Below are 16,045 nucleotides of genomic sequence, written 5' to 3'. Positions count from 1 at the left end.
TGAACGCAAAGAGATGTTTATAAAACATTGGGTGTTCACCAACGATTGGCGGACGCGTTGAACAACAAAGGCATTGCTGAACGGATGTAGATGCCAGCTAGCGGTATTGGTCAAAGAGACTGCACATCTGGTCAAACACCGCTTTTCGGACAGCGGGTGTTTCCATCATGACCTCGTGCTGCACATCGTCTAACAGAACCAATTCGCCGCCCGGCCAACGCGCCATGCGGTCATGCACAGCAGGACAGTCGACAATCTGTTCCTGCGCTCCCAAAAAGGTGATGCAGGGCAGGGCAGGTGAAGCCATTGCGGCAAGTTCTGTGCAGTCCTTTAGTCCTTCGCCCAGCCAACTGATGGTTGGGCCACCAAGTACGAGATCTGGCTGTGCAGTCATTTGATCGTGCATGAACTGATATGTTTCCGGATCGTTGGTCAGAGTGTTGCCTTCAAACGGATTGGCCAGCACATAGTTTTGCAGCCCCATGGTTGGAACAAGTTTCCCTCCCAGCCCAATTGCGGGGCCGATTTTCCCCATGAGTTTACCTATTGGGCGCATCACAGGGGAGATATGGATACCCCACATTGGTCCGGTGAAGATACAGGCATTTACCGGCAGCCCCTTTATCAAAGCGCGCAAACCGATTGCGCCACCCATTGAGTGGCCGATCAGGAAATAGGGTTTTGGCAGGGCAAGCCTGTCGGTTAGATCCAGGGTTGCGGCGACATCCTTTTGGAAGTTGGGAAAGTGATCAATGTGCCCCAACTGGCGTTCGGGCAGCATCCGGTCGGCCAAACCTTGACCACGCCAGTCAACAGTTACGGTGGCATAGCCACGCTCAGCCAGATCTGCGGCAGCTGGCCCGTATTTTTCGATGTATTCGGTGCGTCCCGGGAACAACAAAACGGTACCCTTGGTCGCAGTCTTTGCCTGCCAATGGCCTACACGGATGCGCAGGCCATCGCTGGTGGTCACCCAATGGGCCTGGCCACCAGCCGGTCCTTTGGCGATATCGGCAAAGAACGGGGCGGGCTGCAGATCCATCGGGCGCGCGTCCATTAGGCCAGAACCGCCGCAAGTTTCATGGCTGTACCCATGTCACCATCAATGCTGAGCTTGCCGGACATAAAGGCGCTGGTGGGGTTCAGTTCGCCGCTGAGGATGTCCTCAAATGTTTCCGCATCAGCTGAAAGTGTTACGTCAGCCTCGTCATCGCTGACCCGTGCACCGGAGCTATCTATGACGATGGCACCCAACCCATTGATTTCAAATTTTGCCGAGGCGTCGAATTCTCCACCAGTAAACTTGTCGTTTAGCGCATCTGCAGCCTTGGCAAGTATATCGCTCATCTTGTGTCCTTAATTCTGATCTGCACTTACACGTCTATGTGACGGCGGTTCCGTCAGCACTAGAATTCGTGGCAAGCGTCGTTACACTGGCTTGTATCATGGTCTTAAAATCTCTGAACCTCAAAGCTATCGTGGCGGCAACGCTGCTGACAGTCACTTTTTTCTCGCCTTTTACGGCAAATGCACAGGATTCTACCGATGAGTCCGCCTTACTGGAGGCGCTTGCCGAGGCAGATTCGGCTGCGGCACTTGCATTAGACCGGCAGTTGCAGGCGTTGTGGGGGAATAGTGGTTCGGCGGCGATGGATCTGTTGCTGAAACGCAGTCTGGACGCGATTGAACGTGGCGATATGAAACAGGCGGTCGAACATCTGACTGCGCTGACCGATCATGCGCCGAATTTTGCCTTTGGCTGGTATCAGCGTGCGCGTGTCTACTACCTGACCGAACGATACGGCCCAGCGGTAGCGGATCTGGAGCGGGCGTTGTTTTTGAACCCAAATGACTACAACGCAATTTTCGCGCTGGGCAATGTGTTCGAACATTTTCGCGACCCGGAGCGGGCCTATCAGTCCTATCTGCGCGCTCAGGCTATACATCCGCATCACGGTGACGTAACCAGTGCGCTGGAACGACTAAAGCCTGCAATTGTGGGCGAAGAACTGTAATTAGGGCTGATGCAATGACGAGCGCATCTCGGGTTGTGGCCGTCCTAGGCCCGACCAACACTGGCAAAACTCATTACGCGATCGAACGTATGTTGGGGCACCGCACCGGGGTGATCGGCTTGCCGTTGCGGCTGCTGGCGCGCGAGGTCTATGACAAAATTGTCGCGATTCGAGGCCCTTCGGTGGTGGCATTGCTGACGGGTGAAGAACGGATTGTGCCACCGCGTACAAAGTACTGGGTCTGCACCGTCGAATCGATGCCCGAAGGCATGGGGTGCGATTTTCTCGCCATTGACGAGATCCAGTTGTGCGCTGATCCAGAGCGGGGCCATGTCTTTACCAACCGGCTGTTGCGGGCCAGAGGATTGAACGAGACGTTGTTTATGGGCTCGGACACGATGCGTGGCCCTATAGCGGCGCTGGTGCCCGACGTGCAGTTTATGCACCGCGAGCGTATGTCCCAATTGGTGTACTCTGGCTCCAAAAAGATAAGCCGAATGCCGCCACGCAGCGCCGTTGTTGGGTTTTCGGTGGATAATGTTTATGCCATTGCCGAGTTGATCCGTCGTCAAAAAGGCGGCGCAGCGGTGGTGATGGGGGCGCTCAGTCCGCGCACCCGTAATGCGCAGGTTGAAATGTATCAGAACGGCGAAGTTGACTACCTCGTCGCCACCGATGCCATTGGCATGGGGCTGAACCTCGATATCGACCACGTTGCCTTTTCTTCGGTGATCAAATTTGATGGCCAGCGCATGCGCCCACTGGCGCCAAATGAGTTGGCTCAGATCGCAGGTCGTGCTGGGCGCGGGATGAGCCATGGGAGCTTTGGTGTTACCGGAGACGCGCGCCCCCTGGACGATCAGGTTGCAGGTTCGATCATGGATCACCAGTTTGATCCGCTTAAAAAGCTGAACTGGCGCTCGGCGAATCTGCAATTTGGCACGCCAGAGGCGCTTATCCGCTCATTGGAAGTCAGTCCGACAGGTGAGCATTTGGTCAAGGCGCGTGAGGCAGACGACCTGCGCACGTTGAAAATGTTGTCGCAAGACCCGCTGGTTACAGCCCGTGCCCGCTCTGGACCCGGTGTTAAGCTGCTCTGGGATGTTTGCAGAATACCCGATTTTCGAGGGGTGTCACATGCCGAACACACCAATCTTTTAGGGCTTATTTTTGATCATTTGGTCGAACGAGGTGCGATCCCGGATGACTGGGTGGCCCGGCAGATCAAATTGATTGACCGCACCGACGGCAATATCGATACTTTGTCCAAGCGGTTGGCCTTTATTCGTACGTGGACTTATGTTTCACAAAGGAAAGGATGGCTTCGTGACGAAAGTCATTGGCGTGGGCAAACCCGCGCTGTAGAAGACAGATTGTCGGACGCATTGCACGAGCGTCTGACTCAGCGATTTGTGGACCGGCGCACATCCGTGCTTTTGCGCCGGCTCAAACAGAAGGAGGCCCTCTTGGCCGAAGTGAATGATAAAGGTGACGTGACCGTCGAAGGTGAATTCGTTGGTCGGCTGGAAGGGTTCCGGTTCTCACCGGACAAAAGCGCACAGGGGGCCGAGGCAAAAGCCTTGAAAACCGCCTCGATGCAGGCTTTGGCGCCGCAGTTCCATCTGCGCGCGGACCGCTTTTATAATGCACCCGATACCGAAATTGATTTTACCGAACAGGGGGGATTGATGTGGGGCGAACATGCTGTTGGCAAATTGACTGCTGGCGCCGACCCATTGAACCCGACAATTACTGTTTTTGTGGACGATGCTGCGGGCGCTGATGTGGCCCAAAAAGTTGAACGCCGGTTGCAACATTTCATCAGCCGCAAGGTTGCAGCCCTGTTCGAACCACTGCAAAACCTGCAGAACGACGCTGAACTGACTGGTCTGGCGCGGGGCTTCGCCTTTCGCATGGTCGAAGGTTTGGGCATCCTGCCGCGTGCTGAAGTTGCACAAGAGGTCAAGGACCTGGACCAGGAATCGCGTGGCGCTCTGCGCAAGCACGGCATTCGGTTTGGCCAGTTCACCATTTTCATGCCCCTGTTGCTAAAGCCCGCACCGACGCGTCTGCGCCTGGTTTTGTGGTCGCTGGCGCAGGGCTTGCAGGAATTTCCCGAGGCACCGCCTCCGGGATTGGTCACTGTGCCTACGCCGGCCAACGCGCCCAAGGGCTATGATACCATGTGTGGCTACCGTGCTGCGGGTGAGCGCTCGATTCGTATCGACATGCTGGAACGTCTGGCGGACATGCTGCGTGGCGAAGACAGCCGTGGTGGATTTGAGGCCAAGGCGGATATGCTGTCGATCACCGGTATGACGCTGGAACAGTTTGCAGATCTGATGACTGGTCTGGGCTATAAGGCTGAAAAAGGTGAGCGGGCAAAAGTGAAAGCCGTAGCTGCACCCGAACCTGTAGCGGCCAGTGGCTCTGACGATGCAGCTGTAGTGAATACGGATGGCGAACAGTCACCATCTGCGGAAACTGCCGCAACCGCCGAGGCGCCAGCCGAGGCAACTGAGACCACCGAGGTGGCAGCCGAGGCCCCGAAAGCCGATGTCGCAGCAGAAGAAGCTGCCAATATTGAAGCTGTTGAACCCGTAGTTTCAGACGTAGCTGAAGCTGCACCTGAAATGGAACAGTTCTTTACCTTCACCTGGGGTCGCACCAATCGTCAGGGGGGTGGTCAACGTGGCCAGCGCCGTGAACAGAATGAAGGTGGTGGTGCAGGTCGCGGTGGTAAACCTCAGGGTAAAGGTCGTGGTGGCAAACCGCAGGGCAAAGGTGGCAAGAAGGGCGCGCGTTCTCAGCAGAACGCTAAAACTTTCTCATCACGTCCTCCGAAGCCGGAAAAGAAGATCGATCCTGACAACCCCTTTGCGGCAGCGCTGATGGGGCTGAAGCAGGGCAAGTGATCTGATGTCGGACGCGGCGCTTAAGATCCGAATTGATAAATGGCTGTGGCAGGCGCGGTTCTTCAAGACCCGTAGCCTGGCCAGTAAACAGATCAGTGCGGGTCATGTTCGCCTCAACGGCACTAAAATCTCTAAGCCGGCGCAGATGGTTGCGCCGGACGATGTGCTAACCTTTACTCAGGGGAGGCAGGTTCGGGTGGTTCGCGTTCAGGCCATCGGCACGCGACGTGGACCTGCCCCTGAGGCTCAGGCATTGTACTTTGATATGACTGAAAAGCGAACGGATGTTCCGCGCAACCCCAGCTTTGAGGGAAAAGGTCGGCCTGGTAAGAAAGATCGCCGCGCACTTGATCTTAGCCGCAAACATGACGTGTATTGACATCTTGCAGTGTCGGCGGCTCTGATTTAGCTAGGCGACAATCGACATTCGGGACCGAGCTTCATGACCTACATCGTTACGGATAACTGTATCGCCTGCAAATACACCGACTGTGTCGAGGTATGTCCGGTGGATTGTTTTTACGAAGGCGAAAACTTTCTAGTGATTCATCCTGATGAATGTATCGATTGTGGTGTTTGCGAGCCGGAGTGCCCGGCTGATGCAATCCGCCCTGACACAGAGCCAGACATGGACAAATGGGTCGAGTTTAACCGCAAGTATGCCGAATTGTGGCCGGTGATCATCTCCAAAAAAGACCCCATGCCTGGTGCCGAAGAAAAAGACGGTGAAACCGGTAAGTTGGAGAAGTATTTCTCCGAAGCGCCCGGCGAGGGCGGCTAAAGCTCACCCCTACCGATTCGCTCTGCTTTGTGCTGATGAGCTGTCAGAAAGCGTATAGCAGCGCTGAAGATACAAGTTTTCACCATCCTTTGCTGGTGCTTGGCTTTTGGTAGGGCGTTTTTTGTGCTATACTGATGGGGCAAATATACTCACCGACCGGTCTTCATCCCGATCGTGCGCCTTTTCTTGTGCACATCTGGTTGGTTTTACCACGTCATAATCTGGGTTCTCAGGTCACAATATGTGGCCCGTCCAGATTGAGTGTTTGGTGTGATCGGTTTTTGGCCCGTGCGGCCGATTGATAGTAAGGAAAGATCTGAATGAGTAAATCGAAGAAGCTCGACTTCCGCCCGAATGAGTTTGTGGTCTACCCGGCCCATGGCGTTGGCCAAATCATCTCAGTCGAAGAGCAGGAAGTAGCCGGCTTTGCGCTGGAGCTGTTCGTGATCACCTTTGAAAAGGACAAGATGACACTGCGGGTGCCAACCAACAAAGCAGTCGAAGTGGGTATGCGCTCGCTGAGCTCGCCTGATGTGATCGCACATGCGATGAAGACCCTGAAAGGTAAGGCCAAGGTTAAACGTGCTATGTGGTCTCGCCGGGCTCAGGAATATGAGCAAAAAATCAACTCGGGTGATCTGATCGCCATTGCCGAAGTGGTCCGCGACCTGCACCGTACCGATGATCAGCGCGAGCAAAGCTATTCCGAACGTCAGCTGTATGAGGCTGCACTGGAACGGCTAACGCGCGAAGTGGCCGCTGTTGCTGGTGGTGACGAGATCCTCGCCGCCAAACAGGTTGGTGATGTACTGGCATCCCGTGCACCCGCTGCTGCAGCCTGATAAACTGCTACTTTAGTTCTAAAAAGGGCCGTGCCGCGTGGTGTGGCCCTTTTTGTATCTGGCCCTGTCTTTTGTGACGCCATAACATATCACCCTTAGAGGACGTTGGAAAACCGGAGCGCTGATGGTGAAGCTCAAGAAAAAGCTGCGAGTTCTATATCGAGGCCGGTCCCATGCCGCAGTTCGGTTTCGTTATGGGCTGATCGCGTTTGATGTCGTTACCATCCTGTTTTTTATTGCAACTTCACATATTGAACATGGTTTGGGTCTTGTCGGGCTAAGTGCTCTGGTCGGGGTGGTCATTGCCGTAGACCTAGCTGCGCGATTGTGGATCGACCCGGACCCCTGGGCTCTGTTGAAGCGGATCTATTCGATCGCTGATGTCTTGGTCGTGTTGTCGTTGCTGTTGGATCCGTTTTTGGCTGGGAACTTGGCATTTCTGCGTATCCTGCGGTTGCTCAGGCTTATCCATTCCTATCATTTGGTCCGCGATTTGCGTCGTGACAGCCGGTTCTTCAGTGCCCATGAAGACGCGGTGATCGCCGCTATCAATTTGTTCGTGTTTGTTTTTGTGACGGCCACGGCCGTGTTGGTCTTCTTTATCGACAGCACAAGCACGCCGACGCCCTACATTGATGCGCTGTATTTTACTGTGGCGACACTGACGACCACTGGCTATGGGGATGTGACGCTGGATACTGCGGTTGGTAAGCTGTTTTCAGTCTTTATCATGGCCGTTGGTGTCGCGCTTTTTGTTCGGTTGGCGCAGACGCTGTTTCACCCTCAAAAGGTGAAACACACCTGTAAGGATTGCGGCCTTATGCGCCATGACCTTGATGCGGTGCATTGCAAGCATTGTGGCAGTCTGGTCAAGATCCGCACGCTGGGTGTGGAATAGTCGTTGTCAATTTGAGCAACACAATCCAAAGCAGCTAGAGAACCAGCAGCAGGAGCAATCCTGAGAGTTCAGCGAGTTGTTGGCTGGTGCCCAGCACGTCCCCTGTTTGGCCGCCAATTTTCCTGCGGGCCAGAATGGCAAGGCCAACAGTGGTTGCTGAGAGCATCGCAAAAATCGCGATTGTGATGCTGCCAATCATCAGTGCCGAAAGAAAAACGGCCAGTGAGATGCCTATGATGCAGGGAAATACTTCAGGGCGTCCCACGGATTGGGAGAGCCCGTTTTTGCGGGCGTTCGGCAAAGCGACCATCAGAACCGGCATCGTTGCGCGGCTGAGTAGGGATAAGGCCAGAACTGGCCAAATGCCGCCCATGGGTAGCAGTGCAGACAGGGCCAGCCAACGCAGCCCAAGTGACATGATCAGCGCCAGTACACCATAGGTGCCAATCTGGCTGTCCTTCATGATCTCTAACCGGCGTTCCGTTGTGAAGCCGCCCCAAAACCCATCAGCTGTGTCGGCCAACCCGTCTTCGTGCATCGCTCCGGTTAAAACAATTTGGACAACCAGCAACAGTCCGGCAGCGGCAGGCGCAGGCAAGCCCAACCAGAGGGCTAACGAAGCTGTGGCGCAGGCGGGTAGGGTGATGGCCAGCCCGGCCAGTGGAAAGGCCCATACGGCCTGAGCCTGCCGCTGAAACCAGGGTTCGGGCAACTTGGGGAGCGGTAAGCGGGTCAGGAGAACCAGGGCCAGTGCAATATCCCGGATGATGTCGTTTTTTCGCATTTGCGGGCCTCTTGCGGGACTTGCGGTATGGTGTGCAGGGGTTAAACAGTCTGCATCCGCAATACCCGCGTCCCCCCCTTTGATGCAACGAGGCATTTTATGCTACCAGAGCTGACCGATCTTGATCACTTCCGTTCCCTGCTTGCCCAGGCGCCAGCCGCTGACCCAGCGGCGCAGGCTGCTGCGGCTGAACGCAACGGCCAATTGACCAAACCGCCCGGAGCGCTGGCGCGGTTAGAGGATCTGGCAATCTGGTATGGTGGTTGGCGCGGAACAGGGCGTCCAAGTATCGAAAAACCGCAAGTGATTATTTTTGCCGGCAATCATGGCGTCACGGCTCAGGGCGTTTCTGCGTTCCCGGCTGAGGTCACCGCGCAGATGGTGATCAACTTTGAACACGGTGGGGCAGCGATCAATCAGTTGGCCAAACTGGCCGGAGCACGGATGGATGTTCAGGCGCTGGACCTAGACAGACCAACCGGGGACTTCACCAAAGGTGTTGCAATGGAGGACGCCGACTTGTTGGCAGCCCTGCAGGCCGGGTGGGGATTGGTTGATCCAAACGCCGATCTGTTGGTGGTTGGCGAGATGGGCATTGGTAACACTACCCCCGCGGCGGCACTGGCTTGTGTGTTGTTTGGCGGCGAGGCAGCTGACTGGACCGGTCGTGGCACCGGCGTTGACGATGCTGGTCTGGCGAACAAAACCCGTGTGGTGGCTGAAGGCGTCGCCTTACATCAGGGCGCAATCAAAGATGGCGTGGATGCGCTGGGGTGTCTGGGGGGGCGTGAAATCGCCGCCATGGCAGGCGCAATTGCGGCTGCGCGCATGTTGCGTATCCCGGTCATTCTGGATGGGTTCATTTGCTGTGCGGCTGCGGCCTGTCTGGCGCAAAGTTCAGATGGTGCGTTGGATCACTGTGTCGCGGGCCATCAGAGCGCAGAGGGCGCGCATCCTGTGCTTCTGGCCAAACTGGGGAAAGAGCCACTGCTGTCGCTGGGGTTACGGCTTGGCGAAGGATCAGGCGCGGCATTGGCTATTCAGATCCTGAAGGGCGCAGTGGCCTGCCATAGCGGTATGGCAACCTTTGCCGAAGCTGGTGTCACCGACGGTTGATTGCCGTTTCCAAATTCAGAAACAGGCGCTGCTACACCTGTTTCTGATCCTTCAGCTCGGCCAGTTCAAGCAGAGCTGTTTCCAGATCTTTCTCTAACTCTCGCGCACGGGCGATATAGGCTTTGTTCAGACTGGATGGGACGCCGGGCTTCCAGTAGTCGGCAAGATCGCGGACAGTCATCCGGTCATGGGCATAGAAGGTCTGTTCAGCCTGTGCAGCCTCGTATTCACTGAGACCGATGTTCTCCAGTACATAGCGCCCTGCGCGCAGGGAACTGTCGAATACCTCGCGCACGATGTCATTGGCGCCTGCCTGGTAAAGCTCGAACACATGGGTGCGATCACGGGCGCGGGCGATGATATGTAAGTCGGGCCTAACCTTGCGCACCTGACTGATCATCTGGATCGTCTTCTTGGGATCATCCAGCGCCACCACCAGTACCCGCGCCTTGGCCAGACCTGCGGCTTTGAGCAGTTCAGGACGGGTTGGATCACCAAGGAAGCCTTTGACCCCATAGCGCCGCATCAACTGGATGGCCTTCATATCGTAGTCCAGCACCACGGTTTTGATGCCACTGGCGCTGACCAGTCGGTTGACGATCTGACCAAAGCGGCCGATGCCAGCGATGATGACGGGGCCTTCTTCGTCGATCTCATCTGGCTCTTGCTCAGTTTTTGCCTCTCCAAGCCGTTTGGAGAGAATATCGTAGGTGATGAACAGAAGGGGCGTGATCAGCATCGATAAGGCGACGATCAGCAATAGCTTTTCTGTCAGCGCAGGTGGGATGACGTCGAGTTGCCGTGAGAAGGACAACAGTACAAATCCAAATTCGCCAGCCTGGGCCAACCCCAGCGTGAACAGCCAGCGATTGCGTCGCTTCAGGCCGAAGGCGCGGCCTACGAAGTACAAAATCGTGCCCTTGGCCAGGATCACCAGCAGTGCCAATCCGATCAAATCACCGGGGTCGGCCAAAAACAGCTGGTAGTTTATGCCTGCGCCCACGGTGATAAAGAAAAGCCCCAGCAACAAGCCCTTGAAGGGTGTTAAATCGCTTTCCAGTTCATGCCGAAATTCAGAGTTGGCCAGTACAACGCCCGCCAAGAAAGCGCCAAGGGCAGGGGAAAGCCCGACCAGAGTCATCAGAAATGAGATGCCCACAACAATCAGCAGGGCCAGCGCGGTGTACATTTCGCGCAGGTTGGCGGCGTGGATGTAGCGAAAAACCGGGCGGGTCAGATAGATGCCCGCCAGCACTATCATTCCAATCGCGCCGAGGGTGACCAATGTAACGGCCCATCCGGGCAGGCCATCAACCAGTGACAGTCCGGGGCCGTGACCGGAGGCATGGTCTGTCACGACGCTTGCTGCGCGCTTAATTGATCCGTCTTCATTGATTTGCAGAACCGATTTCACGGCAAGCAATGGTAAGAAGGCCAGAATAGGGATGACTGCGATGTCCTGCGTCAGCAGCACAGAGAAGCTAGCCCGGCCACCACCAGTCTGCATCAACCCCTTTTCTGACAGGGTTTGCAGCACGATAGCTGTCGAAGACAGGGAAAGGGCCAAGCCGATTGCGAGTGCAACCTGCCAGGTCTCGCCTGCAACCATGGCCGCCGCCATCAACGCCAGTGTGCTGAGCAGAACTTGCAGCCCGCCCAAACCTATCAGTTTGTGCCGCATAGCCCAAAGTGCGCGTGGCTCCAACTCCAGACCGATCAGAAACAACATCATGACCACGCCAAATTCAGCAAAGTGCTGCAGGTCGCGCGTTTCCGAGCCAACCAGCCCAAGAACAGGGCCGATGATGATCCCGGCGGCCAGATAGCCCAATACAGATCCCAACCCAAGGCGTGCGGCGATTGGGACGGCAATCACCGCCGCTGCAAGGTAAACAGAGGCTTGGTAAAGAAAGGTTTCCATGTTGTTGGTATCGCAAGGCCCAGTGGCATTGGCAATGGGCTTGCCATCCAAGATTGCCAATCCTGGATGGCAAAAGGTCTAGTGGTCGCGTGCGCGGATTTCGGTGCTTAATTGGGCGATATGGCCGAGCTGCGCCGATATGCGCTCCTGAAACACGCCAAGCTGATCGATGATGGCAGTAAGCGCATCCCCTTCGGTGGAAAGCCTTGCGCTCTCAATTTTGCAGAGCACGCGGGTTGAGCTGAGACCCAGGAAATGGCGGTGCATAACTTCGCAGGCTGAAAGGATCCGCTGTGCCTCGACGCTCACTTCTTTCAAGCCATCGTCGGCCTGAAGATTTTGGCGGGCAATCAATTTTCCGAGAACCGCGCGCTCGCGATCCATATCAACCCCATCCATTGATCGGCGTTCCGTCTTAATGTGGCTGTCACATTCTTCGAGAATGCGCGCGACACATTGGACAAACATACTATGGCTAATTGTACCTTTGATGACTGAGAAGTTACTGTTTTCACCCAAGACATTGCGTTCAAACCATTCCGACATCTCGCGGGACATGGTGCCATAGTTCTGCGACAGGACTGTCACGGGGCCACCGGCAGGTTCGATGCGGGACGCAATGACACGCAGATTGTGCGGGATGGTACGCATCGCTTCAAACTCTTGCACCAGTGCGTCAGTTTCCTGGGTCAACTCCTCGGCGTTTGATAGCATTGAGAGCGAGTCGCTGATGCCTTGGTCAGGCTTTCTGTTCAGACCTGTATCGCGCGCGATCAGTTCCTGGCTTAAAGCGTGAGCCGCAAATGTTGGGTAATCAGGGAATCCCAATTCGTTTAGCCGAGCCAGCAACCGTTTTGCGCTGTCTTCCGGGCTGAGGTTTTCTACCTGCTCGGCTTTGAGCAGGGTGGCGTATTCTTCCTCAATAATGGCAAACGTCGAACTGGTGGGTTTGATCCGCGCCGACAGATAGCCGCCTTCACAGGGCATGGCCATGGAGAACACCCAATAATACAACCCGTCTTTGGTTTGGTTTTTAACGTAGGCACCGATGCTTTTGCCACGTTTTAGTGTGTCCCAGAACAGCCAGAAGACACCCTTGGGCATATCTGGATGGCGGATCAGTTTGTGGGGGGCACCGTGCAGTTCTGACCAAGGATAGTTTGAAACCTCTGCAAATATGTGGTTGCCAGCCTGAATGACGCCACGGTCATCAGTGCGAGAGAAGAAGACTTCTTTCAACTTGAACTGGGCTTCACCACGCACAGGGCGGGTATCGATACGGCGTTCGATGTACGACACTTTGGTATTCCGGTATTGTTACTTGTTCCTCCTCCCTTCTATCTTGGGGTCCTTTTTGAGAGATTAACTGTCAGGTGTCTTCGCCTTGGGTGCGACACTATTTCCCCGCACTCAATGAGTGGGAATTTTGATGGGAACACATTGTTAAGCCTTTTGTACCGAACCTAAAAAGTAAAACCCTGCTGCATTCGGATAAATGCAGCAGGGTTTTTCCGCAGGTGTGCGCCGCAACGGTTGTCAGTCGTTTTCAGAGGCCCGAATTGCGGTGCTCAACTGTCCGATACGGTCAAGTTGCGCCGAAATGCGAGCCTGAAACACACCAAGTTGGTCAATGATTGTGGTCAGGGTTTCGCCGTCTCGCGACAAACGCGCACTTTCGATCTTACACAGCACGCGGGTAGAACTGAGCCCTAGAAAATGTCGGTGCATGACAGTGCAGGCGTTCAGGATGCGGTCGGCTTCAATGCTGACATCACGCAGGCCAGTCTCAGCCTTGTCTGCCTGCCGGGAAATAAGGCTGGCAAGCAATTCGTGTTCTCTTTCAAGATCAATATGGCCATGGTCGTTTTGTTCTGTCGAAAGCTGTTTGTCGCAATCCCTGAGGATAGAGGCCAGACATTCGGCAAACATACTCAGATTAACAGTGCTCTTGATGGCAGAGAAGTTACTATTTTCACCAAGCACATGTTTCTCAAACCATTCAGACATGTCGCGCGACATGGTGCCGTAGTTCTGTGACAGCACGGTAACGGGGCCGCCGGCCGGTTCGATCCGCGATGCAATGACGCGAAGATTGTGCGGGATGGTGCGCATCGCTTCAAATTCCTGAACCAGGGATTCGGTTTCCTGGGTCAGCTCTTCAGCACTTTCGAGCATGCTGTGAAATTTTTTGATTTTCAGGTTGGGCGGATTGCCCAGCCCGGTATCACGTGCAACCAACTCTTGACTCAACGCATGGGTCGACAGTTTTTCATACTCATCAAACCCCAGTTCGGTCAGACGCTCCAGCAACCGTTTTGCGCTGTCCTCAGGGCTCAGCCCTTCTTCGGCCTCAGCAGTAAGAAGTTTGGCGTACTCAGCCTCGACTGTGGCAAACAGTTCGCTGGTGGGTTTTATGCGTGCAGATAGATAACCGCCCTCACAGGGTGTTACGACTGCAAATACCCAGTATGACAACCCATCCTTGGCCTGGTTTTTGACATAGGCACCAATGGACTCGCCGCGTTTCAAGCGGTCCCATAAGAGCCAAAACACACCTTTCGGCATGTCTGGATGACGGATCAGTTTATGTGGCGCGCCATGTAGTTCGTCCCAATCATAGTGGGCTACACGGCTGAAAACTGAATTCCCGGACTCGATAACGCCACGTTCATCTGTACGAGAGAAAAAGACTTCCTCAAGTTTAAATGGGGCATCGCCACGGGAAGGGCGGACTTCGATTTTGCGATCTACAAATGACACGTTGCGATTCCGGAGTTGTTAAAAGGCACTACCTGTTCCTAACAACTGAATCTTTTTGGAGAATTAATGCTTGGTATTCATTGCGAGCGACAAAAACTGACTTGTCGCCCGCTGGACGCTAATGATCTGAGGCCTGAATTGCAGTGCTAAGATGGGCAATGCGTTCTAATTGCGATGAAATTCGTGCTTGAAAGATCCCAAGCTGATCGATGATTGCAGTCAGTGCTTCGCCTTCTGTGGGTAGTCGAGCACTTTCAATTTTACACAATACGCGGGTTGAACTAAGCCCAAGGAAGTGGCGATGCATCACATTGCAGGCAGTTAGAATGCGGTCGGCTTCGAAATTTACGTTCGCCAATCCGTCGCGCGCGCTTTTACGCTGATTTTTGACCAAATCCCCTAAGATCTTGCGTTCCTGTTGCATATTGATGCCCTCAATATCACGTTTTTCTTTTTGTAGCTGGGTGTCGCATTCGATCATTATTCGGGCCATGCATTCGACAAACATGCTGTTATTGACGGTGCCCTTGATGGCTGCAAAATTGCTGTTTTCCCCCAGCACATGTGTTGCAAACCAATCAGACATGTCACGCGACATCGTCCCATAATTTTGGGACAACACAGTTACTGGCCCGCCAGCTGGTTCAATGCGTGAGGCGATGACACGAAGATTGTGTGGGATAGTCCGCATCGCTTCGAACTCTTGTACCAGACCTTCGGTTTCTTTCACCAATTCGTCTGCGTGATCGAGTTTGGTGCGAAATTCGGTAATTTTTGGGTCTGGAAACGCACTCAACCCCGCATCTCTAGCGGTCAGTTCCTCAGCAAGGGCGTAGGCTGCGAAGCTATGGTAATCGTCAAACCCGAGCGCCTTCAATCTCTCCAAAAGACGCGTGGCACTCTCCTCTGGGCTCAGCTCCTCTTTTTTTTCTGCTTCAAGAAGTGCGTCGTATTCAGACATCACGGTCGTGAAGAGTGAGCTACTGGGCTTGATGCGTGCAGATAGGTAGCCATCGCTTGTGTGGGCAACCACTGCAAACACCCAATAGTGTAGCCCATCCTTGGCTTTGTTTTTGACATAGGCCCCCATAAAGCGGCCACTTTTGAGAGTGTCCCAGAACAGATGAAAAACACCACGCGGCATATCCGGGTGGCGGATGATGTTATGAGGTTTGGCCAGAAGGTCTTTGGCCTCGTAATGCGCAACACGGTGGAACACATAATTGTAGGCGCGGATGATACCACGGTCATCGGTGCGTGAGAAAAACACCTCATTTAGTCCAAAGGGAGCTTCTCCAGACGTGGGGCGGGCTTCCTGACGGCGGTCATGAAAAGACATAAGCGATTCCGATACAACTTTAACTGGTTATGGAATCAACCTATGGGATAAGTGCTCAAGTTTTATTAATCGATCTCATGTCGGCAGCGGTGCGTCGCGTTTCAGTTGATCCATCACGATTTGGCTTTGTACGCGAGACACGGCTGGATGAGGCAGCAGCACCTCGTGCAGCAGCGTGTTTAATCCAGGCAGGTCAGCACAATAGACCCGCAACAGATAATCCGCTTCGCCGGTCATGGTCCAGGCCGAGGTGATTTCGGGTCGGGTGCTAATTAAAGTGGCAAAGCTGGCTGATTGTTTTGGGCCGTGGCTGCCAAGGTGCACTTGCACAAAACCCTGAACCTGCAATCCAAGCTTTGTAGCGTCAAGCCGGGCGGAATACCCCTGGATAAATCCCTCACTTTCCAGACGCTGCCGACGGCGTCCGGCCTGACTGGGAGAAAGGTTAAGAAGCTCGCCCAATTGTTGCGCCGTCAGGTGAGCATCTGCCTGTAAAGCAGCGAGGAGTTTGGTGTCAGTGGCGTCTAGCATGTGCGTACTTTCGTCATGAAATGTCACTTTAGCATAAAATTTGCGTGTCGATAGTGCTTGAGGTGACAAACTATGCGCAAAACAAGCATCTGAATTGCGATATTATGTGTGTAACCAATGTAACGCGCAAGCAGGAGGCCACA

At 54.6% G+C, this 16,045-nt stretch carries 15 protein-coding genes; 7 read left to right on the top strand and 8 right to left on the bottom strand.

Going from position 1 to position 16,045, the window contains the following annotated elements; all coding sequences use genetic code 11:
- Nucleotides 1-97: 97 nt before the first annotated feature.
- Nucleotides 98-1,057 carry an alpha/beta hydrolase gene (locus tag FEE96_RS06340; RefSeq protein WP_138162190.1) on the bottom strand — a complete coding sequence of 320 codons (960 nt, stop codon included), beginning with the start codon at nucleotides 1,055-1,057 and terminating at the stop codon, nucleotides 98-100.
- Nucleotides 1,057-1,347: an SCP2 sterol-binding domain-containing protein gene (locus tag FEE96_RS06335; protein ID WP_138162189.1), complete on the bottom strand. Its 291-nt coding sequence runs from the start codon at nucleotides 1,345-1,347 to the stop codon at nucleotides 1,057-1,059. Before FEE96_RS06335 ends, FEE96_RS06340 begins: the two co-directional genes overlap by 1 nt.
- A 98-nt stretch (nucleotides 1,348-1,445) precedes the next feature.
- Between FEE96_RS06335 and FEE96_RS06330 the strand changes: the two genes are divergently transcribed.
- From FEE96_RS06330 to FEE96_RS06305, 6 genes are all read left to right on the top strand, one after another.
- On the top strand, nucleotides 1,446-2,015 hold the full coding sequence (locus tag FEE96_RS06330) for a tetratricopeptide repeat protein (RefSeq protein ID WP_138162188.1): 570 nt from the start codon (nucleotides 1,446-1,448) through the stop codon (nucleotides 2,013-2,015).
- A 14-nt stretch (nucleotides 2,016-2,029) separates the two neighbouring features.
- Nucleotides 2,030-4,930, top strand: a complete 2,901-nt coding sequence (locus FEE96_RS06325) for a helicase-related protein (protein WP_138162187.1) — start codon at nucleotides 2,030-2,032, stop codon at nucleotides 4,928-4,930.
- A 4-nt stretch (nucleotides 4,931-4,934) separates the two neighbouring features.
- Nucleotides 4,935-5,309: an RNA-binding S4 domain-containing protein gene (locus FEE96_RS06320; RefSeq protein WP_138162186.1), complete on the top strand. Its 375-nt coding sequence runs from the start codon at nucleotides 4,935-4,937 to the stop codon at nucleotides 5,307-5,309.
- A gap of 63 nt (nucleotides 5,310-5,372) precedes the next feature.
- Nucleotides 5,373-5,711, top strand: coding sequence for a ferredoxin FdxA (gene fdxA, locus FEE96_RS06315; protein ID WP_138162185.1), 339 nt, complete (start codon nucleotides 5,373-5,375; stop codon nucleotides 5,709-5,711).
- A 320-nt stretch (nucleotides 5,712-6,031) separates the two neighbouring features.
- The gene (locus tag FEE96_RS06310; RefSeq protein WP_138162184.1) at nucleotides 6,032-6,553 is read left to right on the top strand and encodes a CarD family transcriptional regulator; all 522 of its coding nucleotides are present in this window, start codon (nucleotides 6,032-6,034) and stop codon (nucleotides 6,551-6,553) included.
- 124 nt (nucleotides 6,554-6,677) lie between these two features.
- Nucleotides 6,678-7,451, top strand: coding sequence for a potassium channel family protein (locus FEE96_RS06305; RefSeq protein ID WP_138162183.1), 774 nt, complete (start codon nucleotides 6,678-6,680; stop codon nucleotides 7,449-7,451).
- A 34-nt stretch (nucleotides 7,452-7,485) separates the two neighbouring features.
- Here FEE96_RS06305 and cobS read toward each other — a convergent pair whose 3' ends face one another.
- On the bottom strand, nucleotides 7,486-8,235 hold the full coding sequence (cobS, locus tag FEE96_RS06300; protein WP_138162182.1) for an adenosylcobinamide-GDP ribazoletransferase: 750 nt from the start codon (nucleotides 8,233-8,235) through the stop codon (nucleotides 7,486-7,488).
- Nucleotides 8,236-8,334: 99 nt separating this feature from the next.
- Here cobS and cobT point away from each other — a divergent pair, with 99 nt between their 5' ends.
- Nucleotides 8,335-9,351 carry a nicotinate-nucleotide--dimethylbenzimidazole phosphoribosyltransferase gene (gene cobT / locus FEE96_RS06295; protein ID WP_138162181.1) on the top strand — a complete coding sequence of 339 codons (1,017 nt, stop codon included), beginning with the start codon at nucleotides 8,335-8,337 and terminating at the stop codon, nucleotides 9,349-9,351.
- Between the two features lie 31 nt (nucleotides 9,352-9,382).
- Here the strand turns inward: cobT and FEE96_RS06290 are convergent, their stop codons facing one another.
- The 5 genes from FEE96_RS06290 to FEE96_RS06270 all read right to left on the bottom strand — a co-directional run bounded on the left by FEE96_RS06290 (nucleotide 9,383) and on the right by FEE96_RS06270 (nucleotide 15,902).
- On the bottom strand, nucleotides 9,383-11,272 hold the full coding sequence (locus FEE96_RS06290) for a monovalent cation:proton antiporter-2 (CPA2) family protein (protein WP_138162596.1): 1,890 nt from the start codon (nucleotides 11,270-11,272) through the stop codon (nucleotides 9,383-9,385).
- A 78-nt stretch (nucleotides 11,273-11,350) separates the two neighbouring features.
- The gene (locus tag FEE96_RS06285; protein ID WP_138162180.1) at nucleotides 11,351-12,571 is read right to left on the bottom strand and encodes a PAS domain-containing protein; all 1,221 of its coding nucleotides are present in this window, start codon (nucleotides 12,569-12,571) and stop codon (nucleotides 11,351-11,353) included.
- Nucleotides 12,572-12,808: 237 nt separating this feature from the next.
- On the bottom strand, nucleotides 12,809-14,032 hold the full coding sequence (locus tag FEE96_RS06280) for a PAS domain-containing protein (protein ID WP_138162179.1): 1,224 nt from the start codon (nucleotides 14,030-14,032) through the stop codon (nucleotides 12,809-12,811).
- 118 nt (nucleotides 14,033-14,150) lie between these two features.
- The gene (locus FEE96_RS06275; RefSeq protein ID WP_138162178.1) at nucleotides 14,151-15,371 is read right to left on the bottom strand and encodes a PAS domain-containing protein; all 1,221 of its coding nucleotides are present in this window, start codon (nucleotides 15,369-15,371) and stop codon (nucleotides 14,151-14,153) included.
- 75 nt (nucleotides 15,372-15,446) lie between these two features.
- On the bottom strand, nucleotides 15,447-15,902 hold the full coding sequence (locus tag FEE96_RS06270; protein WP_138162177.1) for an Lrp/AsnC family transcriptional regulator: 456 nt from the start codon (nucleotides 15,900-15,902) through the stop codon (nucleotides 15,447-15,449).
- Between the last annotated feature and the right edge of the window lie 143 nt (nucleotides 15,903-16,045).

It is taken from the genome of Parasedimentitalea maritima (genome assembly GCF_005771405.1).
Taxonomy (GTDB): domain Bacteria; phylum Pseudomonadota; class Alphaproteobacteria; order Rhodobacterales; family Rhodobacteraceae; genus Parasedimentitalea; species Parasedimentitalea maritima.
The sequence above is the reverse complement of the archived record's forward strand: the minus strand, read 5'-3'. Positions and strand labels throughout refer to the sequence as shown.